This is a genomic window from Roseomonas elaeocarpi (genome assembly GCF_042433915.1).
GTDB lineage: Bacteria > Pseudomonadota > Alphaproteobacteria > Acetobacterales > Acetobacteraceae > Roseomonas > Roseomonas elaeocarpi.
Genome location: NZ_JBHLUN010000008.1, coordinates 1 through 23,213 on the forward strand (window position 1 = coordinate 1; position 23,213 = coordinate 23,213).

At 70.2% G+C, this 23,213-nt stretch carries 27 protein-coding genes and 1 pseudogene; 8 read left to right on the forward strand and 20 right to left on the reverse strand.

From position 1 onward, the window contains the following. Positions 1-124: pseudogene (locus ACFFGY_RS22760) on the forward strand (OmpA family protein); the annotation flags it as partial. Positions 125-296: 172 nt separating this feature from the next. Here ACFFGY_RS22760 and ACFFGY_RS11410 read toward each other — a convergent pair. The 3 genes from ACFFGY_RS11410 to def form a co-directional block, all read right to left on the reverse strand. Next, positions 297-833, reverse strand: coding sequence for a hypothetical protein (locus ACFFGY_RS11410; RefSeq protein WP_377044623.1), 537 nt, complete (start codon positions 831-833; stop codon positions 297-299). 160 nt (positions 834-993) lie between these two features. Then, positions 994-1,578 (reverse strand): COQ9 family protein, encoded by a 585-nt coding sequence (locus tag ACFFGY_RS11415; RefSeq protein WP_377044624.1) that lies wholly within the window; start codon positions 1,576-1,578, stop codon positions 994-996. Further along, positions 1,575-2,165 carry a peptide deformylase gene (gene def, locus ACFFGY_RS11420; RefSeq protein WP_377044625.1) on the reverse strand — a complete coding sequence of 197 codons (591 nt, stop codon included), beginning with the start codon at positions 2,163-2,165 and terminating at the stop codon, positions 1,575-1,577. The genes ACFFGY_RS11415 and def overlap by 4 nt, the downstream gene beginning before the upstream one ends. 179 nt (positions 2,166-2,344) lie before the next feature. On the opposite strand from def, the gene rpsU reads away from it, so the two are divergent. Then, a complete protein-coding gene (gene rpsU / locus ACFFGY_RS11425; RefSeq protein WP_019459559.1) occupies positions 2,345-2,548 on the forward strand; it encodes a 30S ribosomal protein S21 in 204 nt (67 codons plus the stop codon). A gap of 156 nt (positions 2,549-2,704) precedes the next feature. On the opposite strand, the gene ACFFGY_RS11430 is transcribed toward rpsU, so the two are convergent. The 6 genes from ACFFGY_RS11430 to ACFFGY_RS11455 form a co-directional block, all read right to left on the reverse strand. After that, the gene (locus ACFFGY_RS11430; protein WP_377044626.1) at positions 2,705-4,117 is read right to left on the reverse strand and encodes an NAD(P)(+) transhydrogenase (Re/Si-specific) subunit beta; all 1,413 of its coding nucleotides are present in this window, start codon (positions 4,115-4,117) and stop codon (positions 2,705-2,707) included. An 8-nt stretch (positions 4,118-4,125) separates the two neighbouring features. Next, on the reverse strand, positions 4,126-4,542 hold the full coding sequence (locus ACFFGY_RS11435; RefSeq protein WP_377044627.1) for an NAD(P) transhydrogenase subunit alpha: 417 nt from the start codon (positions 4,540-4,542) through the stop codon (positions 4,126-4,128). Positions 4,543-4,556: 14 nt separating this feature from the next. Next, the gene (locus ACFFGY_RS11440; RefSeq protein ID WP_377044628.1) at positions 4,557-5,711 is read right to left on the reverse strand and encodes a Re/Si-specific NAD(P)(+) transhydrogenase subunit alpha; all 1,155 of its coding nucleotides are present in this window, start codon (positions 5,709-5,711) and stop codon (positions 4,557-4,559) included. A gap of 268 nt (positions 5,712-5,979) precedes the next feature. Then, on the reverse strand, positions 5,980-7,164 hold the full coding sequence (locus tag ACFFGY_RS11445) for a cupin domain-containing protein (RefSeq protein WP_377044629.1): 1,185 nt from the start codon (positions 7,162-7,164) through the stop codon (positions 5,980-5,982). A gap of 380 nt (positions 7,165-7,544) precedes the next feature. After that, positions 7,545-8,909 carry an ABC1 kinase family protein gene (locus ACFFGY_RS11450; protein WP_377044630.1) on the reverse strand — a complete coding sequence of 455 codons (1,365 nt, stop codon included), beginning with the start codon at positions 8,907-8,909 and terminating at the stop codon, positions 7,545-7,547. After that, complete coding sequence (locus tag ACFFGY_RS11455; protein ID WP_377044631.1) at positions 8,906-10,756, reverse strand: M3 family oligoendopeptidase; 1,851 nt, start codon at positions 10,754-10,756, stop codon at positions 8,906-8,908. The genes ACFFGY_RS11450 and ACFFGY_RS11455 overlap by 4 nt, the downstream gene beginning before the upstream one ends. Before the next feature lie 91 nt (positions 10,757-10,847). Between ACFFGY_RS11455 and ACFFGY_RS11460 the strand changes: the two genes are divergently transcribed. From ACFFGY_RS11460 to ACFFGY_RS11470, 3 genes are all read left to right on the forward strand, one after another. Further along, positions 10,848-12,542 (forward strand): AMP-dependent synthetase/ligase, encoded by a 1,695-nt coding sequence (locus tag ACFFGY_RS11460; RefSeq protein ID WP_377044632.1) that lies wholly within the window; start codon positions 10,848-10,850, stop codon positions 12,540-12,542. 172 nt (positions 12,543-12,714) lie between these two features. Further along, the gene (locus ACFFGY_RS11465; RefSeq protein ID WP_377044633.1) at positions 12,715-12,876 is read left to right on the forward strand and encodes a hypothetical protein; all 162 of its coding nucleotides are present in this window, start codon (positions 12,715-12,717) and stop codon (positions 12,874-12,876) included. A 2-nt stretch (positions 12,877-12,878) separates the two neighbouring features. After that, positions 12,879-13,025, forward strand: a complete 147-nt coding sequence (locus ACFFGY_RS11470; RefSeq protein ID WP_377044634.1) for a hypothetical protein — start codon at positions 12,879-12,881, stop codon at positions 13,023-13,025. Positions 13,026-13,046: 21 nt separating this feature from the next. On the opposite strand, the gene arfB is transcribed toward ACFFGY_RS11470, so the two are convergent. From arfB to ACFFGY_RS11485, 3 genes are all read right to left on the reverse strand, one after another. Continuing rightward, positions 13,047-13,490, reverse strand: a complete 444-nt coding sequence (arfB, locus tag ACFFGY_RS11475; protein WP_377044635.1) for an alternative ribosome rescue aminoacyl-tRNA hydrolase ArfB — start codon at positions 13,488-13,490, stop codon at positions 13,047-13,049. Between the two features lie 12 nt (positions 13,491-13,502). Beyond that, positions 13,503-13,778 (reverse strand): DUF2312 domain-containing protein, encoded by a 276-nt coding sequence (locus tag ACFFGY_RS11480; protein WP_377044636.1) that lies wholly within the window; start codon positions 13,776-13,778, stop codon positions 13,503-13,505. Between the two features lie 229 nt (positions 13,779-14,007). Then, positions 14,008-15,456, reverse strand: a complete 1,449-nt coding sequence (locus ACFFGY_RS11485; RefSeq protein WP_377044637.1) for a chlorohydrolase family protein — start codon at positions 15,454-15,456, stop codon at positions 14,008-14,010. Positions 15,457-15,597: 141 nt separating this feature from the next. Here ACFFGY_RS11485 and ACFFGY_RS11490 point away from each other — a divergent pair, with 141 nt between their 5' ends. After that, entirely contained in the window at positions 15,598-17,184 is a 1,587-nt protein-coding gene (locus ACFFGY_RS11490) for an ABC transporter substrate-binding protein (protein WP_377044638.1), read from the forward strand. 102 nt (positions 17,185-17,286) lie between these two features. On the opposite strand, the gene ACFFGY_RS11495 is transcribed toward ACFFGY_RS11490, so the two are convergent. Next, complete coding sequence (locus ACFFGY_RS11495) at positions 17,287-17,991, reverse strand: EI24 domain-containing protein (RefSeq protein WP_377044639.1); 705 nt, start codon at positions 17,989-17,991, stop codon at positions 17,287-17,289. 18 nt (positions 17,992-18,009) lie between these two features. Next, a complete protein-coding gene (locus ACFFGY_RS11500; RefSeq protein WP_377044640.1) occupies positions 18,010-18,357 on the reverse strand; it encodes a DUF1244 domain-containing protein in 348 nt (115 codons plus the stop codon). Positions 18,358-18,698: 341 nt separating this feature from the next. Between ACFFGY_RS11500 and ACFFGY_RS11505 the strand changes: the two genes are divergently transcribed. Next, positions 18,699-19,214, forward strand: coding sequence for a hypothetical protein (locus tag ACFFGY_RS11505; protein WP_377044641.1), 516 nt, complete (start codon positions 18,699-18,701; stop codon positions 19,212-19,214). 20 nt (positions 19,215-19,234) lie between these two features. Here the strand turns inward: ACFFGY_RS11505 and ACFFGY_RS11510 are convergent, their stop codons facing one another. Then, complete coding sequence (locus ACFFGY_RS11510; protein ID WP_377044642.1) at positions 19,235-19,819, reverse strand: NUDIX domain-containing protein; 585 nt, start codon at positions 19,817-19,819, stop codon at positions 19,235-19,237. A gap of 20 nt (positions 19,820-19,839) precedes the next feature. Continuing rightward, entirely contained in the window at positions 19,840-20,463 is a 624-nt protein-coding gene (locus tag ACFFGY_RS11515; RefSeq protein ID WP_377044643.1) for a tetratricopeptide repeat protein, read from the reverse strand. A 115-nt stretch (positions 20,464-20,578) separates the two neighbouring features. Here ACFFGY_RS11515 and ACFFGY_RS11520 point away from each other — a divergent pair, with 115 nt between their 5' ends. Then, positions 20,579-20,752 carry a hypothetical protein gene (locus tag ACFFGY_RS11520; RefSeq protein ID WP_377044644.1) on the forward strand — a complete coding sequence of 58 codons (174 nt, stop codon included), beginning with the start codon at positions 20,579-20,581 and terminating at the stop codon, positions 20,750-20,752. Positions 20,753-20,893: 141 nt separating this feature from the next. On the opposite strand, the gene ykgO is transcribed toward ACFFGY_RS11520, so the two are convergent. The 4 genes from ykgO to minC all read right to left on the reverse strand — a co-directional run bounded on the left by ykgO (position 20,894) and on the right by minC (position 23,153). Beyond that, entirely contained in the window at positions 20,894-21,019 is a 126-nt protein-coding gene (gene ykgO / locus ACFFGY_RS11525; RefSeq protein ID WP_377044645.1) for a type B 50S ribosomal protein L36, read from the reverse strand. 188 nt (positions 21,020-21,207) lie between these two features. Continuing rightward, on the reverse strand, positions 21,208-21,507 hold the full coding sequence (gene minE / locus ACFFGY_RS11530; RefSeq protein ID WP_377044646.1) for a cell division topological specificity factor MinE: 300 nt from the start codon (positions 21,505-21,507) through the stop codon (positions 21,208-21,210). Then, on the reverse strand, positions 21,504-22,322 hold the full coding sequence (gene minD, locus ACFFGY_RS11535) for a septum site-determining protein MinD (protein ID WP_377044647.1): 819 nt from the start codon (positions 22,320-22,322) through the stop codon (positions 21,504-21,506). Before minD ends, minE begins: the two co-directional genes overlap by 4 nt. Positions 22,323-22,409: 87 nt before the next feature. Beyond that, positions 22,410-23,153, reverse strand: a complete 744-nt coding sequence (minC, locus tag ACFFGY_RS11540) for a septum site-determining protein MinC (RefSeq protein WP_377044648.1) — start codon at positions 23,151-23,153, stop codon at positions 22,410-22,412. Positions 23,154-23,213: the final 60 nt, after the last annotated feature.

The following is a 23,213-nucleotide window of genomic DNA, read 5'->3' on the forward strand; positions in this document are numbered from 1 at the left end:
CCGCAACGGCGTGGCTCGCTCGCAGATGACGGTGCAGGCCTTCGGCGAGAGCCGTCCGCTGGTCGCCACCGCCGACGGCGTGCGCGAGCCGCAGAACCGCCGCGTCGAGATCGTCCTGCGCTGATCACGCGGGCGACCTCAACCGTCGCTTGACCAGGAGGGCCGGTCCGCAGGGACCGGCCCTTTCCTTTTGCGGGTCCCGCGCCGAAGCCGTCCCGCCGCCCAAAACAAAAAAGGCGCCCCCGGAGGGACGCCTTCTCAGCACGCCGTGCCGCCGGCAGGCGGCGGGCGCAGGGTCAGCGGTGGGTGGACACCGAGCGCACGCGGGCCGGACGCGCCGCGGGGCGCTCGGGCTTGGCGGCGGTCACGGCGGAACCCGTGCACTCGCTGCGGCCGTGCGGGTTGGACAGGTTGTTGTCCTCGGTCACCTTGGCCAGCGCCGCGGGCTCGACCGGCGCGGCCATGGCGGACTGCATCAGCTCGGCGCTGTTGCCGCAGAAGCGGGAGCCCATGCGGATCCCTTCCTGGGACTGCTGGTTCGCCATGTTGGTGATGTAGCCGTCCATCGCCTTCTGCCCCCCGGCCCGGCGATAGCTGGCGTCGATCACCTTGATGGCGCTGCTCAGCTGCGAGCTGTAGCGCGTCACGAAGGCGTTGTAGACGTCCTCATGCTTGCAGCTGAGCGCCACGACCATCATCTGGCTCTGCAGCGCGCGGACGTCGAAGGCCGTCTTTTCGGCCGGTTGCAGGCAGGCGCCCTGTGCGAATACGGGCGAGGCAGCGCCGACGAAGGCCGAAACCAGGCCGGCGAGCAGGAAGCGGGACGGCATCATCGCAGCCGGTGTCTCCGATCAAAAGCATCGAGGGCACCCCCTGCCCCCGCCGCTGCTATAGCTCCTGGCAGCGGGGCTGCACAGGAAAGATTGTGGCGCACGCATCCCCATGGGAAGCAACGGCTTGGCGCCCGTTGCCGAAATGCCATGGCAGCCGGCCTCAGCGGGGCTTCCGCTGCTGCAGCCGACCTAGCCGCGACAGTTGGCGGTCCAGGAAGCCCAGCGTCGCCGCCGAGTCCTCGCTGCCGTCCGCCATCCAGTAAGCCAGCACGCTGCCGTACAGCGCTGCCAGCGTCGCCCGGCGGGTGTAGCGGGACAGGTCAGTGGACACGTCGCCGGCGGCCACCCAGGTCGCGTCGGCGGTCCGCAGCGTCGTCCTGAGCATCACCCTGGCGTTCCAGGGTAGCGATAGCGTCGCCAGCCCCTGCCGGACGGCCTCCTTGTGGGGGGCCGCCTGCCCGATGCGGCGGGCAATCAGCGCCCGGATGCGGCCAGGCGTGCGCAGACCTTCCAGCTGCGCCCCCTCGGCCATGCGGCGGTCCGCCAGGTCGCACCAGGCTTCCAGCGCGCCCAGACCGCCCCGGGGAAAGAGCCAGTCGGGCGTTTCCGGCGCTAGCCCGAGCGACGCCGCCCCTTCACGCAGCGCCTGCGTGGTCCAGCCGAGGCGGGCGACGTGCGGCAGGCTGGCCTGGAGCAGCGCGTCGCGCTCCGCACTCCGCTCCACCGGCGGCAGGGCCAGGATCACGACAGATTGCCTTGGGGTGCCCCCTGGGGTGCCCCCTGGGCCGTTCCGGCGGAGGCCTGGGTGCCCTTGGCCGCGGCGTCCTCGGTCCGCCGATGGGCCGCGGCGGCGCGCGTGAGCTCCTCGTTGAAGCCCAGCAGCGATAGGTCCGTCATCCGCATCGGGTACATGGTGCCCTCGAGGTGGTCGTACTCGTGCTGCAGCACCCGCGCGGCCATCCCCTCGGCCTCGCCCGAGATGGTGTTGCCGTTGAAGTCCGTGGCGCTCCAGCGCACCCGCCGGGCGCGGGGCACGCAGCCGCGCAGGCCGGGGATCGACAGGCAGCCCTCCCATCCCGGCTCGGTCGGCTCGTCCAGCAGCTCGAGCGTGGGGTTGATCAGCCCGCGCCCGCCCTCGAACTCCCGCACCACGAAGAGGCGCAGCGGCACATGGACCTGCGGCGCCGCGAGGCCCAGGCCGTTGGCGTCGATCATGGTCTCGATCATGTCCTCGATCAGCCGCCCGATCTCGGGGTCGGTCGGATCCTCGACGGGTTCGGCGCGCTGCAGGAGGACCGGATGGCCCATTCGCGCGATCTTGAGGATGGCCATGGCGTGTTCCCGTGGAAATCTTGAGCAGGAATGCCAGATTGGCCCGGTGCCACCGGCTGGGAAGGCCTTCCAACCGCGATCGTGACGTGTTATCGGCCGCGCTCCCGAGAGCGGACCGTCGCGTCCGTGATTCGGCACGTCTTCAACCAACGTCACCCCTAGCAGGAGGACCGAGCCGAGTGCAGGTCGTCGTCCGCGACAACAATGTCGATCAGGCGCTGAAGGCGCTGAAGAAGAAGCTCCAGCGCGAAGGCGTCTTCCGCGAGATGAAGCTTCGCCGCCACTACGAGAAGCCGTCCGAGCGCCGCGCCCGCGAGGCCGCCGAGGCCGTCCGCCGCGCCCGCAAGGTCGAGCGCAAGCGCCTGGAGCGCGAGGGCTTCTGAAGCCCTCCCCCGTCCTCCGGGACGGGTGACCGCCGAGACATACAGATCGCGGCATGGGGTGACCCATGGGCCGCGATTTGTCGTGTCGGTGTCCCGCCCGCGAGGCGGATGAACAACCCCACCGCCCCGTTGCCGGGATGATGGGGCCGTGTGCCCTCAGTGCTGCAGGGCCTGCACGATCTGCTGCGTCACCTTCTTGGCGTCACCGAAGAGCATCATCGTGTTGTCGCGAAAGAACAGCTCGTTCTCCACGCCGGCGTAGCCGCTGGACATGCCGCGCTTGACGAAGAACACCGTCCTGGCGCGCTCCACGTCTAGGATCGGCATGCCGTAGATGGCCGAGGACTTGTCGGTCTTGGCCGCCGGGTTGGTCACGTCGTTGGCCCCGATCACGTAGGCCACGTCCGCCTCGGCGAATTCCGGGTTGATCTCCTCCAACTCCTTCACGTCGTCGTAGGGCACGTTGGCCTCGGCCAGCAGCACGTTCATGTGCCCGGGCATGCGGCCGGCCACCGGGTGGATGGCGTATTCCACCGAAGCACCTTCCTTCTTCAGCAGGTCCGCCATCTCGCGCAGCACCTGCTGCGCCTGCGCCACCGCCATGCCGTAGCCCGGCACGATGATGATCCGGCCGGCGTTGCGCATGATGAAGGCCGCGTCCTCCGGCGAGCCGGACTTCACCGGCCGCGCCGGCTGCTGCGCCGCGGCCGGTCCCGCCGTAGCTGCCGCGGCCTCGCCGCCGAAACCGCCCAGCAACACGTTGATGATGGAGCGGTTCATGCCCTTGCACATGATGTAGCTCAGGATCGCGCCCGAGGCGCCGACCAGCGCGCCGGTCACGATCAGCAGGAGGTTGCCCACCGTGAAGCCGATGCCCGCCGCCGCCCAGCCGGAATAGCTGTTGAGCATCGACACCACCACCGGCATGTCCGCGCCGCCGATGGGGATGATCAGCAGGAAGCCCAGCGCGAAGCTGAGGATCGCGATCAACCAGAACAGCAGCCCGCTGCCGGTGGCCACGAAGCTGATCACCAGCACCAGCAGCAGCAGGCCCAGCCCGGCATTGATCCAGTGCTGCCCGCCGAAGGTGATCGGCGCGCCCGACATGGTGCCCTGGAGCTTGCTGAAAGCGATCACCGAGCCCGAGAAGGTAACCGCGCCGATCGCCAGGCCCAGCGACATCTCCACCAGCGACTGCCCGTGGATGTCGCCCGGAACGCCGATGCCAAAGCTCTGTGGGGCGTAGAAGGCGGCCGCCGCGACGCAGACGGCGGCCAGGCCCACCAGCGAGTGGAAGGCGGCCACGAGCTGCGGCAGCGCCGTCATCTCGATCCGGTTGGCCAGGACCGTTCCAACCGCACCGCCGATCACCAGCCCGGCGATCACGATGGCGACGCCGCCGCCCGACATGCCGGGCTGCGCCAGGGTCGCCAGCACGGCGATGGCCATGCCGATCATGCCAAACAGGTTGCCGCGCCGGCTGGTGACGGGGCTGCTCAAGCCGCGCAGCGCCAGGATGAACAGGACCGAGGCGACGAGGTAGGCCAGGGTCGAGAGCGTGTGCGCCATGGGACCGCTCAGCCCTTGCGCCGGAACATCGCGAGCATTCGCCGCGTCACCAGGAAGCCGCCGACGATGTTCACCGACGCCAGCGTCACGGCCAGGAAGCCGAAGACCTTGGCCGCGACCGAGTCGCCCAGCCCCGTCGCCATGATCGCGCCCACCACGATCACCGAGGAGATGGCGTTGGTCACGCCCATCAGCGGCGAGTGCAGCGCCGGGGTGACGTTCCACACGACGTGGTAGCCGACGAAGCAGGCCAGCAGAAAGATCGTCAGCAGCAGCAGGAAAGGCTCCGCCGTGGCCGCGCCCTGCGCCACCGCGTCCATCGCCGCCGGCCCGTGCTGTTCCGCCAGGCTCCGCGCTTCCCGCGCCAGGGCGATGGCCTGGTTCGCGGTCGCCTCCGCCCGGTTGGCGAGTTCCGTTGGGTTCATCTGTCGGGCGCTCCTCAGGCGGAACGGAGTTGCGGGTGGACCACGGCGCCGCCCTGCGTCAGCAGCACGCCGTGCACGATCTCGTCCCCTTCGGGCAGCTTCGGCGCCCCGGCGTCCCAGTCCCAGAAGGTGGAAAGGAAGGTCAGCAGGTTGCGCGCGTAAAGGCTGCTGGCGGAGGATGGGATGCGGGCGGCCCAGTTGCGCCAGCCCAGCACCTTCACCCCGTTCGCGGTGGTGATCATCTCGCCCGGCACCGTGGCGGCGCAGTTGCCGCCGGCGTCGGAGGCGATGTCCACCACCACCGAGCCCGGCTTCATGGAGGCCACCATGGCCTCGCTCAGCAGCACCGGCGCCCGCCTGCCCTGCACCAGTGCGGTGCAGACCACGATGTCGGCCTTGGCCGCGGCGACGGCGACCACCTCGGCCTGCTTGCGCAGGTAGGTCTCGCTCAGCGCCTTGGCGTAGCCGCCGGTGGTCTGTGCCGCGGCGCTTTCCTCATCCTCCACGCCCACGAAGCTGGCGCCGAGGGACCTGATCTCCTCCTTCGCGGCGGGCCGCACGTCGGAGGCAGAGACGCGCCCGCCCAGCCGCCGGGCCGTGGCGATGGCCTGCAGGCCGGCGACGCCGGCGCCCAGCACCAGGACGTTGGCGGGCGCGATGGTGCCGGCGGCCGTCATCAGCATGGGGAAGCCGCGGTCGAAGGCGGCCGCGCCCTCGATCACCGCGCGGTAGCCGGCGAGGTTCGCCTGCGAGGACAGGACGTCCATGCTCTGCGCCCGGGTGATGCGCGGCAGCAGCTCCATCGAGCAGGCGGTCAGCCGCTTGAGCGCGTAGGCGGCCGCACGCTCCGTCACCGCGAAGGCTTCCAGCATGCCGACCAGCATGGCGCCGTCGGGGATCAGGGCGAGCTCGTCGACCTCGCCCTCGCCGGCCGTCAGGGGCGCGCGGACCTTGAACACGATCCCGGCCCCCGCCAGCACCGCAGCCGTGTCGGGCGCGATCTCGGCCCCCGCCTCGCGATAGGCGGCGTCCGGGAAGCCGCTCGCAACGCCTGCGCCGCTTTCCACCGCCACCGTGAGGCCGAGGCCGATCAGCTGCCGCACGGTCTCGGGTGTCGCCGCCACGCGGGCCTCGGTGGCCCGTCTTTCCTTCGGTACGGCCAGTTTCATGCCGCCTCCCACGCTTCGTTCCCTTCTGCGCACGATCACCGGGCGCGCGGAGGGCCGCAAGGCATGAAGATGTCCCGGCGGGGAAGAAAGGTCTCGCCCGAAGCCGAGTGGGGGCGAAGTGCGTCAGCCGGGGCGGAAGACGTGGCGGTCTGCCACCGGCCAACGCCACCGCGCAGCTAAGCATCGCGCGGCAATGCGGCAGCGGGGCCACGAGGCCGCCCCGCCACCTTTCACCGGCGCCTGCAGCAGCACCGGTCGGGAAACCTGCTCAGCTCTGCTTCATCTTGCCGATGGTGTCGTTCGGAACGCCGGCGAAGTTGTTGGACAGCAGGTAACGCGGGCTCGACTGCACCCACTTGTCGAGGTCAATCTCCTCGAACTTGCCGTTGTCCCAGGTCTGCACAATCTCCAGGTCCTCGCTGCCGCTGTTGCGGATGCAGTGCCCGAAGCCTTGCGGGATGTAGGCGACGTCACCCGGCCCGAACTCTGCCACCTTGCCACGGCCACCCGATCCGAACAGCGCCACCTGCCCCTTGCCACGCAGGTAGTAGTGCCATTCGTTGGCGTTTACGTTCCAGTGCAGGTTCCGCTGCTCGCCCGGCTTGATGGTCATCACACCGCCCGACATGCTCTTCGAGACCGGCCACTCGTCCACGGTGGCGAGGCGGAAGGTGCCGCCATCGAAGTCGCGCGCTGCCCTGCTGTCGCGGAGCAGCCGGAACTTATGCGTCGACTCACGCGGCCAGGGCGCGTCGAGCGCGTCGGAAAGGGGAATCACCGGCCCGGCCTGGATGTAGGTCTCGCCCTTCGGGAAAGCGTCGAACAGGTCCTTCGGCAGCCGGAAGTTGGCAGCCAGCATCTCCTTCGGCGTCACGTCGATCCAGTCCGTGATCGAGAAGGTGCCGTGCTCGGAGAAAGCACCGTTGTCGAAGCTCAGGATGAAGTGGCAGGGCTTGTCGCCGATGGTCTGGATCGAGTGGCCATGGCCCTTCGGAAAGAACCAGAGGTCACCCGGCTCGTAGTTGTTGATCTCGCTGGCGCCCGAAGGGTCCAACACCACCGTCTGGCAACGGCCGTCGATCACGTAAGCCCATTCGGCGGCAATGGCGTGCCAGTGCAGTTCCCGCGATGCGCCCGCATCGAGAAACATGTGCACGCCCGCGATCCCCGTGCTGATCGGGAACTGGTGCACGGTTGCTTCTTTCGCCCAACCACCCGTCGTGACCTTGGGCCGGTTACCGTCGAGCGAGAATTTAAAGTCGGGCATCGCGCCGACATCGGCCGGATCGTGATAGGCGACCTTTTCGCCGGGCGGGAGCTGTACGACCTGACGGCCGAAGCCGCCATCACCGGGATTCGCGCTGGCCTTTTCTGCTCCGGTGGCGGCGAGCGCGGTGAGACTTCCTGCGCCCAGAACGGCGGTACCGAGGAAGTTGCGTCGGTTGGAACTCATGTCTCGCTCTTCTCCGTGCCCGAACACCGTGGAGCCGGGAAACTCGGGCACGAACTGCACTACGAGGCGACGGTTAACCTGGGCATGAAGGCGAAATGTAACGAATGAAACAGCAAAAGCGCCGAGATTCGCCGATCCAAAGCCGCTTGCTGGTCCTTCCACTCGTCTTCATGTCAGGCAAAGAAGCACCCACTGGGAGCAACATCCCGGGTGCGACGACGCAGTTGTTCCAGTTTCAAACTGCAGAAATCACCACCGCCCTGGCACCGGCATGATCACGCCACGCCAGCAGAAAGCCTGCTGGCGTGGCCGTACCACTCCGGGGTCCACCCGCATCGATCAGCCGGAACGTGGCGTTCCCTTAACCTAGATGCGTTGGATCACACGCTATCTTGAGGAACACCCGCACGCCGGATCGCTTTGTCCTGCCGCGCGGCCAGGGCGTCCTCGTCGTAGCCGTCGATCAGTTCCTCGAAGAGGCGGTGCCAGTTCTGCCGCGCCTTGAGCCGCAGGAAGACGCTGCCCAGCCCCACCGTGGCGCGGTCCATCAGCACGAACTCGCGCGGCGGCTTCACGCCCCCGGTCTTCTTCAGGCCCGCATGAACCTCCTCGGCCACCTTGCGTCCGAACATCGGGTCGTTCGACTCCGAGATCGGCCGCACCCGGTCGTCCAGCACCGGCTCGTGCAGGAAGCGCGCCCACTTCATCAGCACGTCCATGGTTTCGCGGCTGAGGTTGCGGAAACCCCAGGCCTCGAAGGCATGCGCCGCCGCGTCGTCGTCGCCGTCACGCACGGCGCGGTACAGGCGCACCACCGCCGACACGAAGCTCGGCTTGAAGACGCGGATGGTGCCGAAGTCGAGCAGGTTCAGCCCCCGATCCTCCGGCCGCACCTGGTAGTTGCCCAGGTGCGGGTCGCCGTGGATCACGCCGTAGCGGTAGAAGGGCACGTACCAGGCGCGGAACAGCACGCGGGCATAGGCGTCGCGCTCCTCCTGGGTCGGGTCTTCCTCGATGCGGCTCTGGATGGAGCGGCCGTTGAGCCAGCTCATGGTCAGCAGGCGCTTGGTGGTCAGCTCCGGCACGGCGGTGGGCACCTGAATGCCGGGCTCGTTTTCCAGCATGATGCCGTAAAGGCGCATCTGCGCGGCCTCGCGCTCGTAGTCGAGCTCCTCGCGCAGCCGCTCCGCTAGCTCGTCATAGACGTCGCCGGTCTGGATCGAGCTGTCCATGCGCGCGTAGATGCCCATGGCGAGGCGCAGCTGCCGCAGGTCCGCCTCCACCACGGTCGGCATGTCGGGGTACTGCAGCTTGCAGGCGACGTCCTGCCCGGCCTGGGTGGTGGCGCGGTGCACCTGCCCCAGCGAGGCCGCGGCCGCCGCTTCCTGGCCGAAGCGCCGGAACCGTGTCTGCCAGTCGGGGCCGAGCTCGGTGCTCATGCGACGGCGCACGAAGGGCCAGCCCATCGCCGGCGCGTTGCTTTGCAGCTGCGACAGTTCCCGCGCGTATTCCTCCGGCAGAGCGTCGGGAATGGTGGAAAGCAGCTGCGCCACCTTCATCATCGGCCCCTTGAGGCCGCCGAGAACCGCCTTCAGGTCCTCGGCATGGGCGTGCTTGTCGGTCTTGATGCCGAGGTAGCGCTCCCCCGCCACGCGGGCGGCGATGCCGCCCACGGCGCCGGAGGTACGCGCCATGCGGCGGATCTCGCCGAAGATATTGCCGCCGCGGCGGTCACCCTCGCTCATGCGGCGGCTCCAGCAACGGGTTGCTCAAGTTCGTCGATGAAGCCCGCGATCACGTCGAGGCCCTTGCGCCAGAAGCCGGGATCGGAGGCATCGAGGCCGAAGGGCGCCAGCAGCTCCCGGTGCCGCAGCGTGCCGCCGGCGCGCAGCAGGTCGAGGTACTTCGCCTGGAAGTCCGGCACCGCGCCGCTCTGGTAGACGCCGTAGAGCGCGTTCACCAGGCAGTCCCCGAAGGCGTAGGCGTAGACGTAGAAGGGCGAGTGCACGAAGTGCGGGATATAGGCCCAGTACACGCTGTAGTCCGGCGTGAACTCGAAGGCCGGCCCGAGGCTCTCGGTCTGCACCCCCATCCAGATCTCGCCGATCTGCTCGGCCGAGAGCTCTCCCTTGCGGCGCGCGTCATGGAGGCGCGTCTCGAAGGTGTAGAAGGCGATCTGCCGCACCACGGTGTTGAGCATGTCCTCGACCTTGCCGGCCAGCAGCGCGCGGCGGCGCACCGGGTCGGTCTCGGCATCGAGCACGGCGCGGAAGGTCAGCATCTCGCCGAACACGCTCGCTGTCTCGGCCAGGGTCAGCGGCGTGCCGGAGCGCAGGTAGCCCTGATCCGCCGCCAGCACCTGATGCACCCCGTGGCCGAGCTCGTGCGCCAGCGTCATCACGTCGCGCGACTTTCCGTGGTAGTTCAGCAGCAGGTACGGGTGGACGGAGGGCACCGTCGGGTGCGCGAAGGCGCCCGAAGCCTTGCCGGGGCGCGGCGGCACGTCGATCCAGGGATTATCGAAGAAACGCTGCCCCACCGAGGCGAGCTCGGGCGAGAAGGCGTTGTATGCCTTGAACACGCGCTCCTTGGCCTCGAGCCAAGGGATGGTGCGGTCATCCTCGTCGGGCAGCGGGGCGTTGCGGTCCCAGTGCTGCATCCGCTCCATGCCGAGCCACTTCGCCTTCATCGAGTAGTAGCGGTGGCTCAGGCGCGGATAGGCTTCGCGGACGGCGCTCACCAGCGCGTCCACCACCTCGTCCTCGACCATGTTGGCGCGGTTGCGCGAGGAGCCCGGGCGCGGGTAGCGGCGCCAGTTGTCCAGGATCTCCTTGTCCTTGGCGAGCGTGTTGGTGATCAGCGAGAACAGCTTCACCTGCCCGCCGAAAGCCGCCGAAACGCCCTTGGCCGCGGCCTCGCGCACGGAACGATCCCGGTCCGACAGCTTGTTGAGCGCGGCGGAAACCGTCAGCTCCTCCTCGCCCACGCGGACCTTCATGGCGGCCACGGTTTCGTCGAACAGGCGGTTCCAGGCGGAGCGGCCCGTAACCTCCTTCTCGTGCAGCAGCTTCTCGACCTCGTCCGAGAGCTGGTGCGGGCGGAACACGCGCAGGTCGCGCAGCCAGCTTTCCCAGGCCGCCAGCGCGCTCGACTCCCGCAGCTTGCGCTCCAGCACCGCGTCGTCGAGGCGGTTCAGCTCCAGCGTCAGGAACAGCAGATGGCTGCCGATCGCCGTCGCCCGCTCCTGCATGGTCTGGTAGAAGCGGCCGTTCTCGCTATCGGTGGCATCGCCCGAGAAGCGAAGCTGGGCGTAGCTGACTGCCCGGCCCAGGATCTCCTCGACCCGCTCGAATCGCTCGATCACCGCGGCCAGCGCGTCGCCGCTCATCCCCTCCAGCTTGCCGGCGGCCTCGGCCTCCAGCGCCTGGGCCTCGGCCTCGGCCCGGTCGAGGTCGGCCGCAAGCTTCGGGTCGTCGGTCGCGGCGTAAAGGTCGCTCAGGTCCCACTGCGGCAGGGCCTCCCCTGTGCTCCCCCCGCTGCCCTTGGAAATGTCGTGGTTGCGGGGATCGCCTAGGCAGGTCGGGTGAAACATGGAAATGCGTGTGCCTCGTGCGTCGCGAATACTCGTGCCTGGATATATGGCCGCGCCGCGTCGCACCAAGGCCGGGGGGAGACACGACGCGATGAGGGACGGCACCGAAGGGGCGGCACGCTGGACGAGCCTGCCCGGAATGCTGTTGCAGCTGGCGGCGGAACGGGGCGACCGGCCGATGCTGACTGCGTGGCGCGACGGCGGCTGGCAGCGGATGAGCTGGGGGCAGTTCGCCGCCGCCGTGGCTGCCGTGGCCGCAGGCTTGCGGGCGCGCGGGGTGGGGTTCGGCGACCGCGTCCTGCTGGTGAGCGAGAGCCGGCCCGAGTTCCCCATCGCCGATACGGCGCTGATGGCGATCGGCGCGGTGACGGTGCCGACCTACACCACCAACACGGTGGCCGATCACGTTCACATCCTGCGCGACAGCGGCGCCCGCGCGGCGGTGGTGTCCACGACTCGCCTCGCCGCCAAGGTGCGCGAGGCGGCCGCGGAACTGGGTGGGCTCGACCTGCTGGTCACGATGGACGCCACCGAGGGGGCGGTCCCCTGGGCGGAGCTGCTCGCCACCCCGGCCGACCTGCCGATGCTGATGGCCGAGGTGGCGCAGATCCCGGCCGGGCGACTGGCCTGCCTGATCTATACCTCCGGCACCGGCGGCGCGCCGCGCGGGGTGATGCTGCCGCACCGCGCCATGCTGGCGAATCAGCGCGGGCTGGCGGTGGTGACCAAGCCGCTCAAGCTCGACGGCGAGCGTTACCTGTCCTTCCTGCCGCTGAGCCACGCCTACGAGCACACGGTGGGCAATTTCCTCCTCCCCTCGCTGGGCATGGAGGTCGTCTACAGCCGCGGCGCCGAGAAGCTGGCGGCGGAACTGCCCGAGGTCGAGCCCGCCCTGGTCACCGCCGTGCCGCGCCTGTTCGAGGTGCTGCGCGCCCGCATCCTGGCCGGGCTCGAGAAGGAGAAGCCCTGGAAGCGCCGCCTTTTCGACCGCGCCGTGGCGCTGGGGCTGCGCCGCCTCGACGGGCCGCGCCTCCTGCCCTGGGAATGGGTGGAGGACGCGGTGCTGGAGCGCCTGGTCCGCCGCAAGGTGCAGGCGCGCTTCGGCACCCGGCTGGTGGCGCTGGTGTCGGGCGGCGCGCGGCTGGACCCCGACCTGTCGGGCTTCTTCCTGGCGCTGGGCGTGCCGGTGCTGCAGGGCTACGGCCAGACCGAGGCCGGGCCTGTGGTCAGCGTCAACATGCCCTGGGACAACGACCGCCGCACCGTGGGACAGCCCCTGCCCGGCGTGGAAGCGCGCGTCGCCGAGGATGGCGAGCTGGTGATCCGGGGCGAGCTGGTGATGGACGGCTACTGGAACGCGCCCGAGGCGACCGCCGCCGCGATCGTGGAGGACTGGCTGCACACCGGCGACGTGGGCCGCCTCGACGGCGCCAACCACCTCGCGATCCTCGACCGCAAGAAGGACTTCATCAAGACGCTGGGCGGCGACATGGTCTCCCCCGCGCGCATCGAAGGCCTGCTGATGGCCGAGCCCGAGATCGCCCAGGCCGTGGTGGCCGGCGAAGGGCGGCCGGGCATCGTGGCGCTGCTGGTGCCGGCCGAGGGCGCGGATGCCGGCAAAGCGGTGGAGCGCGTGAACGGGCGCCTGTCGGGCATCGAGCGCATTCGCCGCTGGCGCGCGGTGGAGCCCTTCACCGTGGAGAACGGGCTGCTGACCCACACCATGAAGGCGCGGCGCAAGCTGGTTCTCCAGCACCATGCCGAGACCGTGGCGGCGATGTACTGAAGGGTTGCCGCGCGGCGTCGGGCGGCCGGGCGGTCAGCCCCGCCGTCCATGCGGCGCGTGACGGCCGACGCGGATACTGAACCCGCGGCACCCGGCGCCGTTGTGCTTCCGGCGCGCCGCCCCAGCTGCGTGACCCGCGCCGCTTCAGACCCCGAGCCGGGAGTTCCGCCCGATGATCCTGCCCGTTCCCGTCCCCATGCCTCGGCTGCACCTGCTGTCCGGCCTCACCGTCGCCCTGTCGCTGCTGTGCGGCGGCGTGCTGGGCATTTCCACGGCGCTGCTCGGCCTAGCCGCCCGGCGGGTGTCGCACATGCGCCACGACCGGATGGCCTGAGGATGCTGTTTCTTCCTTTGCTGGCCGTGATCCACAGCTCGGCCGGCTTCACCCTCGGCGTGCTGTCGGTGCTGGCCGGCAAGTCCGTGGCGAAGATGGCCCGCGACGACCTGCGCCGCGCCCTCCGGCGGCCGCCACGGCAGGACTGAGAACCCCCGGGCCGCGGCGCCTCAGTCCGCGGCCGGCGTGCCCCGCAGGCGCTTGATGTCGCCCCGGCGCTGCTTCACTTCCAGCCGCTGTCGTTTCTGCGAACGTGGCACCCGCGTCGCGACGCGATAGACCGGCGCCACCGCGGCCTCGCGCAGCAGCGCCAGCAGCCGCTCGCGCGCGTCCTGGCGGTTCTGCTCCAGCGAGCGGAACTGCTGCGCCGCGATCACGATCACGCCCTCGTTGGTCAGGCGCCGCCCGGCCAGGCGCGCCGCGCGCTCCTTCACCGCCGGCGGCAGCGAGGGCGAGGCCGCCAGGTCGAAGCTGAGCCGCACCGCGCTGGACACCTTGTTGACGTTCTGCCCGCCCGGGCCCGAGGCGCGGACGAAGCTTTCGCTCAGCTCCTCTTCCCGCAACGCGAGGCGGGCGTTGATCGGGATCCACCCGCCCTCCCCGCGTTCCGGCATCGGAGGCGTCCCTTACATGCCGAGCGCGCGGCGGTAGAGGTCGAGCAGGGTTTCCTGCTCCTCCACCTCGGCGGGCTCCTGCTTGCGGATGCGGATGATCTGGCGGATCACCTTGACCTCGAAGCCGGCCGACTTGGCCTCCCCGAAGATGTCCTTGATGTCGTCGGCCAGAGCCTTGCGCTCTTCCTCCAGCCGCTCCACCCGCTCGATGATGGAGCGCAGGCGGTCGGCCGCGATGCCGCCGACATCGGCGTCCTGCTCCTGATCCTGCTCGGTAACGTCCGACATATGTTCCCCCTAGCCCCCGGAAAGGGGGCGGGTATAGCGGCACGGCCCGGTACTGCCAACGCGGTGCTTCGGGAAGCCGCCGCGCCCTGGCCGCCGTTATCCGCTCCGTCGCCGCGCGGATGAGGGGCGTCACGATGGCCGAGGCACGGCCACCGATTGATGCGGTAAGGGCAACCGCGGCTTGGGCGGGTCGCCCCGTCCCAAGCCGCCGGCTGCTGGCCGTTCCCGCTCAGGCGACCGGCGCGACCTCCCGGAAGGCCGGGAAGCTGGAAGGGGACAGTTCCTCGATGTCGCGCTTCTTCCAGTCGTGGATCTTCATGCCGTCCCACATCGCCTGCGCCCCTTCCTGCACCGCCCGGCCGAGTTCCACCGGATCGTAGCCCGGCACCACCCCGTCCTCCATCACCACGCGCCCGTCCACCATCGAGCATTGTAGGTCCTCGGCCGTTGCCGAGAACACCAGGTTGCGGATGGGGTCGCGCAGCGGCGTCATGAACAGGCTGTCGCCGCGCCAGATCAGCAGGTCCGCCTTGGCGCCCGGTGCGATGCGGCCGAGGTCGTCGCGCCCCAGCGCCTTGGCGCCGTTCAGCGTGGCGGCGTTGAACACGTCGGCGGCGGTGGCGACCTGCGTTTGCCGGTCCTGGATCTTCGACACCACCGAGGTCCAGCGCATCGCCTCGATCATGCTTTGCGGGCAGGTGTCGGTGGCGATCGTCATGTTCACGCCGCGCCTGAGGTAGCGGCTGAAGCTTTCCATCGCGATGCCGCGCCGCGCAAAGACCCAGACCGCGTGCGCCACGTTGGCGCCGGTATCGGCCAGGATGCCCACGTCGTCGGCGGCGTAGTTCGCCCAGGAGCTTTCGCCCGGGATGATGCAGTGGCCCAGGATGCAGCGTTCCGACAGGAAGCCGATGCTGCGGAGCCACTCGATTGGGGTGCAGCCGTGGCGGTGCGTCATCTCGTGGAATTCGGGCACCGACTGCGACACGTGCAGCGCCAGCGGCACCCGCATCTCGCGCGCCGCATCCGCCGAGCGTCGCAGCAGCGCCTCGGAACAGGTGTCCACCTGCATCGGCGTTAGGAAACCCTTGAGGCGCCCGTTCTCGCGCCCGTCCACGCGGGTGATGAACTCCACCGCCGCGTCCATGGCGCCGAACCCGTCATCCTCGCTCCACTCGTACCTGACGGTGCGCCCGTCGGGCGTGAACCAGCGGCCGGAGCGGTAGCCCTGGCCGATATAGGCGCGGATGCCGCAGCGCGCCGCGTGCTCCGCCACCACGTCGCCCCAGCGGCCGATCTCCATGATCGTGGTGGTGCCGGTGCGCAGCAGCTCGGGCATGGAATAAGCGATGCTGGCGCGCCGCGCGGCCTCGGTGATGGCGCCGTCACGCGCGGACAGGAACTCGAACAGCCCGCTCAGGTAGAACTGCCGCGGCCCCCGGTCCTCGACGAAGCTCTTGTCGAGGGGCGACTCCGACAGGTGCGCATGGGTGTTGATGAAGCCCGGCGTCACCACCCGGTCCTTGGCCTCGATCACCCGGTCCACCGCGCCGTCGTAGCGGTGCCCGACATGGAGGATCGTGTCGTCCTCCACCACCACCACGCCGTCGCGCAGGTGGCGATGGCCGCCATCCTGGTAGGCGATCACGTGCGAGGCGCGGATCAGGGTGCGGACCATGCAGGCTCCTTGCGGCATCTTTGCCGCCCCACTGTGCAACCGCTTGGCCACCGTTAACAGAGGGGCGCGCGCACCGGCACCCTGCCGCGCCGCTGGGCACGATCCTTGCACACTCCGGCGTATCCCTCCGGAGCAAAACCCTTGAAGCGTCGAACCCTGCTGCAGGCCGCCGGCACCGCCCTGGCCGGAACGGTGGCCCGCCCGAGCCTCGTGCGCGCGGCCACCGCCACCACGCTGCGCTTCACGCCACAGCAGGATCTCGTGACGCTCGATCCGGTGCTGAGCACCGGCTACATCACCCGCAACCACGCTTACGCGGTGTTCGACACGCCCTACGGCATGGACAACAGCTTCGGGGCCACGCCGCAGATGGTGGAAGGCCACCGGGTCGAGGACGACGGCAAGCGCTGGGACCTGCGCCTGCGCGAAGGCCTGCTGTGGCACGACGGCGAGAAGGTTCTGGCGCGCGACTGCGTGGCCAGCATCCGCCGCTGGGCGAAGCGCGACCCCTTCGGCGCCACGCTGATGGCCGCGACGGAGGAGCTTTCCGCCCCCGACGACCGCACGATCCGCTTCCGGCTGAAGCGGCCCTTCCCGCTGCTGCCGATCGCGCTGGGAAAGGCTTCGGTGCCGGTCTGCGCCATGATGCCCGAGCGCCTGGCCAACACCGACCCGTTCCAGCCGGTGCCCGAGATCATCGGCTCCGGCCCCTTCCGCTTCAAGGCGGATGAGCGCATCCCGGGCGAGCGCAACGTGTACACGAAGTTCGAGCGCTACGTGCCGCGCGGGGACGGGACGCCGACCTGGACCTCGGGCCCCAAGATCGTCCACTACGACCGCGTCGAGTGGAAAACGATCCCCGACAGCGGCACCGCCACGGCCGCGCTGCTGGCCGGCGAGCAGGACTGGCAGGAATACGCCTTTCACGACCAGATGTCGCTGCTGCGCGGCGCGGCCGGCGTGACCGTGCGCACGCTGGACCCGACGGGCTTCGTGAACATGATGCGGGTCAACCACCTGCAGCCGCCCTTCAACAACCCCGCGATCCGCAAGGCGCTCTGGGGCGCGCTGGACCAGACCTCCTACATGCAGGCGGTGGTGGGCACCGACGATCCGTCGATGTTCCATGTGCCGCTGGGCTTCTTCTGCCCGGGCACGCCCATGGCCTCCGAGGCGGGCCTGGCGCCGCTGAGCGGTGCGCGCGACATGGACAAGGTGCGCGCGGCGCTGAAGGCTGCCGGCTACAACGGCGAAACCGTGCTGCTGATGATCCCGTCCAACACGCCCTCGCTGCTGGCGGAAGGACAGGTCGCGGCGGACATGATGAAGCAGGCGGGCATGAACGTCGAAGTCTACGCGGTCGAGTTCAACGCCATGCTCCAGCGCCGCAACCGGCAGGGCCCCGTTTCGGACGGCGGCTGGAGCGCCTACGTCACCAACTGGTCGGGTACCGACTGGCTGAACCCCGCGGGCCACGCGGCGCTGCGCGGCGACGGCAGCTATCCGGGCTGGTCGCGCAGCCCGCGCATCGAGGAGCTGCGCGACAGCTGGTTCAGCGCCCCCGACCTTGCCGCGCAGCAGAGCATCTGCCGCGACATCCAGCTCGAGGCGATGGACCACACGCCCTTCTACCCGCTGGGCCAGTACCTCCAGCCCACCGCCTATCGCAGCAACGTGTCGGGCGTGCTGGACGGCTTCGCGACCTTCTGGAACGTGCGCCCGGCCTGAGGCGCGCCCGGTCCGGCGTTCGGAAAGGCGCGGGCCGCCGGAGCTTTCCCGTGCTTTCCGGAGATCAGCGGCGGCCCGGGACCACGTATGGGTCGGGCGCCGTCAGAGCCCCGCGTCCGGCACGGCCCGCAGCGACGGCACTGGAACCTCGTTGCGGTGCAGCAGGTGCGTCATGGCCGCCGTGCCCAGGATCGGCACCAGGAGGTTCGCCACGGGCACCAGCGCCAGCGCCGCCAGCGCGCCGCCCAGCGCCAGAACCTCGAAGCGCCGCTGCCGCCGCAGCGCCCGCGCTTCGGCCACCGTCATGCGGCGCTGCGCGACGCCCTCGAACATGCCGTTGCCCAGCGACACCGCGGCCACCACCCAGAACAGCACGGCGCCGATAAGCGGCAGGAACAGTCCCAGCGGCAGCAGCACGAGGTTGATCACCAGCACCTGCAGCGACAGCACGATGTTGAAGCGCGCCTGCGCCGCCAGCGAGGCGCCGCGCGCCGGCGGCAGCCCGGGATAGAAGCGCCGCTCCACCGCCTCGGCCACGGCGTCGGAGCACAGGCCCGAGATCGCCAGCGCCACCGGCACGAAGAGCCACACGGCCGAGGCCAACACCAGCAGCCCGCCGAGCCAGCCGGCGACCGTGGCGATCCAGCCGCTGCCCCCGACCAGGGCCGAAACGCCCCAGTCCGCCAGGAACACCACGGCCACGAAGCTGAACAGCGCGCCGAACAGCCCCTTGAGCAGGGTGTTGCGGAAGGACCGGTCGTCGAGCTGCCGCAGCGGCAGGATCAGGCTTCGGAGAAGGGGCGGCACCGTGCTGCGTTCCGTCGCTCAGTGGCCTGGGTTGGTGGCGGCGAAGGCGGCCTTCTGTTCCGCCGTCGCCTCGCGCTGGTGCTGCGCCTGCCAGTCGCGATAGGGCATGCCGTAAACGACCTCGCGCGCATCAGGGTCGGCGATGGTGACGCCCGCATCCGCCGCGGCCTCGCGGTACCAGCGGGACATGCAGTTCCGGCAGAAGCCCGCGAGGTTCATCAGGTCGATGTTCTGCACGTCGGTCCGGGTCCGCAGGTGCGCCACCAGCTTGCGGAAGGCGGCGGCCTCGATCGCCTGGCGCTGCTCGGGGCTGAGCGCCGCGGCGGCGCCGGTGTCGAGCGCGGCTTCGGGCTGGGGTGCGGGCATGGGAACTCCTCGCGCATGTCTGGGGCGCCGGTACGGGGCGCCGGTGCGGTTTCGCGTCGTGCGGCAGATGGCCCATCCGGTGCCGCCTTGCCAGGGGCCGGCGCCGCGCGGCGGGTGGCCGGGGCACGGTGCCACCGCGGTCGCCGGGACGTATTCCCCGCCCGCCGTCGCGTCGCACGCGATGACCGGCGGGGGCGGTCGTGCTACGCGGGTGCGCAGCACCGAAGGCCTCGCCAACCGGGGCGGCGGGAGTCGCGCCGCGGCCGGCGCACCCTTCGGCCTGCCCGGAACCAACACTGCCCGCGCGTCGCCACCCTGGGCGACCGGAAAGGTCCATGCCGATGTTTGCACCACGACTGTTTCGCGCCGGCCTGCTGGCGCTGCCGCTCGCAGCGCCGCTGGCCCTGGGTTTCGCCACGCCGGCGCACGCGCAGAAGGAAGGCTTCTACAACGTGGTCGGCAACGGACCCGATGGCTCGCCCTATACCGGCACGCTGGCGATGCATCAGGTGGGACTCGCGTCGTGGCAGGTGCTCTGGGAAACCAGCGTCGGCCGCTATGACGGCTACGCCATGGCGTCGAAGGATACCTTCGCGATCGGCTTCACCGCCGGCAACCAGCCGGGCCTCGCGGTCTACAAGATCCTGCCCAACGGCACGCTGACTGGCCAGTGGACGCTGATCGGCACGGCGCAGATCGGCACCGAAACCCTGAGCTACGGCGGCCCGCCCCCGGCCGGTGGCGACGCCACCGCCCCCGGTGCCGCCGCCCCTGGTGCCCCGGCCGCCGCTGCCCCGGCGCAGCGCCAGGGGAGCACGTCAGGCAGCACCCCCGCCCCGGCCCAGCAGCGTCGCTGACGCCCGCCGGCGCGGCGGGGTTATTCCGCCGCGCCGAGTTCCCGGAGCCGCGCGTACTGCAGCAGCATGATCGTCTTGGCGTCGACGATCTCGCCGCGGGTGATCATGGCCATGGCCTCGTCCAGCGGGACCTCCAGCACCTCGATATCCTCGCCCTCCGCTTCCAGCCCGCCGCCCTCGGCGATGCGATCGGAGGCGTCGTATTCCGCGGTGAAGAAGAACAGCTTCTCGGTCACCGCGCCGGGGCTCATGAAGGCCTCGAAGACCTTGCGCGGGGTGCCGACGCGCAGCCCGACCTCCTCTTCCGCCTCGCGACGGATGGTTTCCTCCGGGCTGCCCTCGTCGATCATGCCGGCCGGAACCTCCACCAGCTCCCCGGAATGGCCATTGGCATAGGCGGGAAAGCGGAACTGGCGCACCAGCACCACCGTGCGCTGGCGCGGCTCGATCAGCAGGATCGCCGCGCCGTTGCCGCGGTCATAGGTTTCGCGCGTGAGCGTCTGCCAGCGCCCGTCGCGGCGTCGGTACTCGAAGCGCGTCTTGCGCAGGATGTAGCGGTCGTCGGACAGCAGTTCGCTGCCCAGCACGCGGATACGGTCTTGCACTGGCCGATCTTCCTCGGTTGTCAGGTGTTGTCGCCCAGCGCCCGGCGTCGCAGCTCGCGCAGCCTCGCCGTGCCGCCCGCCAGATGCGGGTTCAGCTTCATCGCCGCCTCGAAGGAGCGCAGCGAGCCCGGGAGGTCACCGGCCCCTTCCTGCACCTCCGCCAGCGCCACCAGCGCGTCGAATCGCGTGGGATCGAGGCGCAGGGCCTGCTGCAGGTCGCGCGCCGCGTCGTTCGCGGCACCGGCCGCCGACTGCGCCTCGGCCCGCAGGATCCAGCCCTGCGGGTCGTCGGGCTGCAGCGTGAGGGCGGCGTCGAGATCCTCCAGCGCCGCATCCACCGCGCCGGAGCGGATGTTGCGCGCCGCGCTGTTCAGCAGCAGCCGCGCCGCCGGCGTGCTCCGCTGCGCCCAGAGCGCCCGCAGCCGTGCCTCGACCGGGGCGGCGCTTTCCTCGTCCGGCGCGCGTGCCAGGGCGTCGAGCAGCCGCTTCGCCTCGGCCTGCCGCGCGGCCTCGGCCGGCGGGTTGGCACGCGGCGCCTGCGCCAGCGCCGGCAGGGACGCCGGTGCGAGCATGGCGGCAAGGAGGGCGGCGGCGACGTGCTGGCGCATCAGCAGCGAATGTGGCGCAGCCGGCGGCGGTGGCAAGCACGGAGTTCCCGCGAAGTCCCCCGCGCCCGGAGGCACGTGCCACGATCCTGCCGGAAACTTCGCTTTGCCCGGGGTCCTTACCGAAACAGGATCGAACAGGAAGGACCCTTTGATGCAGATCGTGAAGCCCACCCTCGCCGTGCTGCTGGTGCTCGGCGGACTCGCCGCCTGTGCCGAGCGCACCACCGGGCAGAAGGTGCGCGACACCCTGGACCCGCCGAGCGGCACGGCCGAGGCGATCGGCCGCTCCACCGACCGGACGGTGGACCGCGTGCTGGGCAAGTAGCAGCGCGACGGGCCGGGGCCGCTCAACGGCCGCCCCGGATCCGTTCGCCCGCGTCGGAAACAAACAAGCCGCCCAGGTTGCCCCGGGCGGCCTGTTTGCCGAATCGTCCCCCGGCCGCGAAGGCCGGAAGGCGCCGGGTTCTTAGCCCTGGCGCGCCTTCATGCGGGGGTTCTTCTTGTTCAGAACGTACAGGCGGCCACGGCGGCGCACCACGTAGCAGTTCTTGTCACGGAGCTTGGCAGTCTTCAGGCTGTTGCGGATCTTCATAACCAACGCTTTCGGATTTCGGGCGCCTATAAGGGCTGGGCGCCGGGGGGTCAACCTTGCAGGCGGGAAACGACGCGTGCCGTGAGACACCGCATCGCCCGTTCTTCACGCGGGCGATGCGGCTGTCGCGGCCGCCGGGCCGGTCCGGCGCAAACCCCGCCGCGCGGCAGGGGTTGCGCGGGAGGGCCTCAGGAGGCGCGGCGATCCACCCCGTAGGGCGCCTGGGCGGGACCGGGCAGTTCCACCGTGATCGCCAAGGCGGACAGGTCGCCGCCGCGCTCCAGCGCCACGTTCACCTTTTCCGGGTTGATCGCGACGTGCTTGGCCACGAGCTCCACGATCTCGCGCTGGAGCTTGGGGAGGAAGTCCTCGCCCTTGCGGCTGATACGCTCATGCGCCAGCACGATCTGCAGCCGCTCCTTGGCGGCCGAGGCCGTCGCCGTCGGCTGCTGCTGCCGGTTGTTGCGAAAAAGAGCGAGCCAGCTCATGCAGCCCTCCCCCCGAACAGGCGTGACAGGATGCCCTTCTTCTCCAGGCCCAGGAAGCGCATCGGCTTGTCCTCGCCCAAGAAGCGGCTCACCGCGTCCTTGTAGGCCTGGCCCGCATTGCTCTCGGTGTCCAGGATCACCGGGTTGCCGGTGTTGGAGGCCTTGAGCACGCTCTCGCTCTCGGGGATCACGCCCAGCAGGGGGATGCGCAGGATGTCCTGGATGTCTTCGAGCTTGAGCATCTCGCCCCGCTCCACGCGCGCCGGGTCGTAGCGGGTGACGAGCAGGTGCTCCTTCACCGCGTCCTTGCCTTCTTCGGCGCGGCGCGACTTCGACTGCAGCACGCCCAGGATGCGGTCGCTGTCGCGCACCGAGGAGACTTCCGGGTTGGTCACCACGATCGCCTGGTCGGCGAAGTAGAGCGCCAGCAGCGCGCCCTTCTCGATGCCGGCCGGGCTGTCGCACAGGATGTAGTCGAACTCGCCGCCCAGTTCCTCGATGACCTTGCCCACGCCTTCCTTGGTCAGCGCGTCCTTGTCGCGGGTCTGCGAGGCCGGGAGGATGCTCAGCGTGTCGACCCGCTTGTCGCGGATCAGCGCCTGGTTCAGCCGCGCCTCGCCCGAGATCACGTTGACGATGTCGAACACCACCCGCCGCTCGACACCCATGATCAGGTCGAGGTTGCGAAGGCCGACGTCGAAGTCGATCACCGCCACCTTCTTGCCGGTCTGCGCCAGACCCGTGGCGATGGCGGCGGAAGAGGTCGTCTTGCCGACGCCTCCCTTTCCGGAAGTCACAACGATCACCTGCGCCATCGCGCCCTATCCCCCTGTAGTGTCAGTCTCTCGATCCCCCGCAACGGCGCCCACATCGTCGCCGCGGGGGTTTGACGGCCCCGCCCGTCAGCCCAGCTTGTCGAAGCGCATGGATTCGCCGACCAGGCGCGCCTGCACCGGCTTGCCGATCGGCGCCGCCCCCAGCCCGTCGCGCACGGCGTAGTAGCCGGCGATCGACACCAGCTCGGGGTCGAAGTTCAACGCGAAGACCCGCGCCTCGGTGTCCTCGGCCCCACCGGCGACCGCGCGGCCCTTGAGCGTGCCCCAGACATGGACGTTGCCGTCGGCGATCACCTCGGCCCCGTGGTTCACCGTGCCGTTGATCACGAGGTCGGCGCCCTGCGCCCAGATCCGCTGCCCCGCGCGGACCGAGCCGTCCACCACCATGGTCCGGCGCGCCGGTGCCGGCGGCTCCGGCTCGGGCGCGGGAGCGGCGGGGGCCGCGGTGAAGACCGGCGCTTCCTGCGCCTCCCCCACCGAGCGCAGCGGCGGCAGGCCGGCGCTGAGCGCCGCCGAGCGCAGACCCGGCGAGCCGCCGGTGGTGCCGATCGGCTGGATCGCGGCGGCGCGCAGTTCCTGGATCAGCACCGGGAAGTCCACGCTGGCATCGGGATCGAGGTCGTCGAGGCCGATGGCGATCGGCGCGTTGCGCAGGAAACCCGGCGCGCGACGGAACTGGTCGGCGATGGCCGGAACGATCGCTTCGATGCGCGGGTCGAGCAGCCGCAGGACCAGCAGGCTGAAATTGGCGGCACGGAGGCGAAACAGCTCGGCGCCTCCGGGCCGGAGATTGGCAACCTGTGCGGACATGCCGACGCTGAACCCCCGGGCAGAAGAACGGGCAGACTACACGCTCCGGGGGGTGGAAGG

Coding starts and splice junctions, on each gene's coding strand:
- ACFFGY_RS11410 (WP_377044623.1), bottom strand. CDS start 833: ATGATGCCGTCCCGCTTCCTGCTCGCCGGCCTGGTTTCGGCCTTCGTC.
- def (WP_377044625.1), bottom strand. CDS start 2,165: ATGGCCATCCTCAAGATCGCGCGAATGGGCCATCCGGTCCTCCTGCAG.
- ACFFGY_RS11430 (WP_377044626.1), bottom strand. CDS start 4,117: ATGGCGCACACGCTCTCGACCCTGGCCTACCTCGTCGCCTCGGTCCTG.
- ACFFGY_RS11435 (WP_377044627.1), bottom strand. CDS start 4,542: ATGAACCCAACGGAACTCGCCAACCGGGCGGAGGCGACCGCGAACCAG.
- ACFFGY_RS11440 (WP_377044628.1), bottom strand. CDS start 5,711: ATGAAACTGGCCGTACCGAAGGAAAGACGGGCCACCGAGGCCCGCGTG.
- ACFFGY_RS11445 (WP_377044629.1), bottom strand. CDS start 7,164: ATGAGTTCCAACCGACGCAACTTCCTCGGTACCGCCGTTCTGGGCGCA.
- ACFFGY_RS11450 (WP_377044630.1), bottom strand. CDS start 8,909: ATGAGCGAGGGTGACCGCCGCGGCGGCAATATCTTCGGCGAGATCCGC.
- ACFFGY_RS11455 (WP_377044631.1), bottom strand. CDS start 10,756: ATGTTTCACCCGACCTGCCTAGGCGATCCCCGCAACCACGACATTTCC.
- ACFFGY_RS11460 (WP_377044632.1), top strand. CDS start 10,848: ATGAGGGACGGCACCGAAGGGGCGGCACGCTGGACGAGCCTGCCCGGA.
- ACFFGY_RS11465 (WP_377044633.1), top strand. CDS start 12,715: ATGATCCTGCCCGTTCCCGTCCCCATGCCTCGGCTGCACCTGCTGTCC.
- ACFFGY_RS11470 (WP_377044634.1), top strand. CDS start 12,879: ATGCTGTTTCTTCCTTTGCTGGCCGTGATCCACAGCTCGGCCGGCTTC.
- arfB (WP_377044635.1), bottom strand. CDS start 13,490: ATGCCGGAACGCGGGGAGGGCGGGTGGATCCCGATCAACGCCCGCCTC.
- ACFFGY_RS11480 (WP_377044636.1), bottom strand. CDS start 13,778: ATGTCGGACGTTACCGAGCAGGATCAGGAGCAGGACGCCGATGTCGGC.
- ACFFGY_RS11485 (WP_377044637.1), bottom strand. CDS start 15,456: ATGGTCCGCACCCTGATCCGCGCCTCGCACGTGATCGCCTACCAGGAT.
- ACFFGY_RS11500 (WP_377044640.1), bottom strand. CDS start 18,357: ATGCCCGCACCCCAGCCCGAAGCCGCGCTCGACACCGGCGCCGCCGCG.
- ACFFGY_RS11505 (WP_377044641.1), top strand. CDS start 18,699: ATGTTTGCACCACGACTGTTTCGCGCCGGCCTGCTGGCGCTGCCGCTC.
- ACFFGY_RS11520 (WP_377044644.1), top strand. CDS start 20,579: ATGCAGATCGTGAAGCCCACCCTCGCCGTGCTGCTGGTGCTCGGCGGA.
- ykgO (WP_377044645.1), bottom strand. CDS start 21,019: ATGAAGATCCGCAACAGCCTGAAGACTGCCAAGCTCCGTGACAAGAAC.
- minE (WP_377044646.1), bottom strand. CDS start 21,507: ATGAGCTGGCTCGCTCTTTTTCGCAACAACCGGCAGCAGCAGCCGACG.
- minD (WP_377044647.1), bottom strand. CDS start 22,322: ATGGCGCAGGTGATCGTTGTGACTTCCGGAAAGGGAGGCGTCGGCAAG.
- minC (WP_377044648.1), bottom strand. CDS start 23,153: ATGTCCGCACAGGTTGCCAATCTCCGGCCCGGAGGCGCCGAGCTGTTT.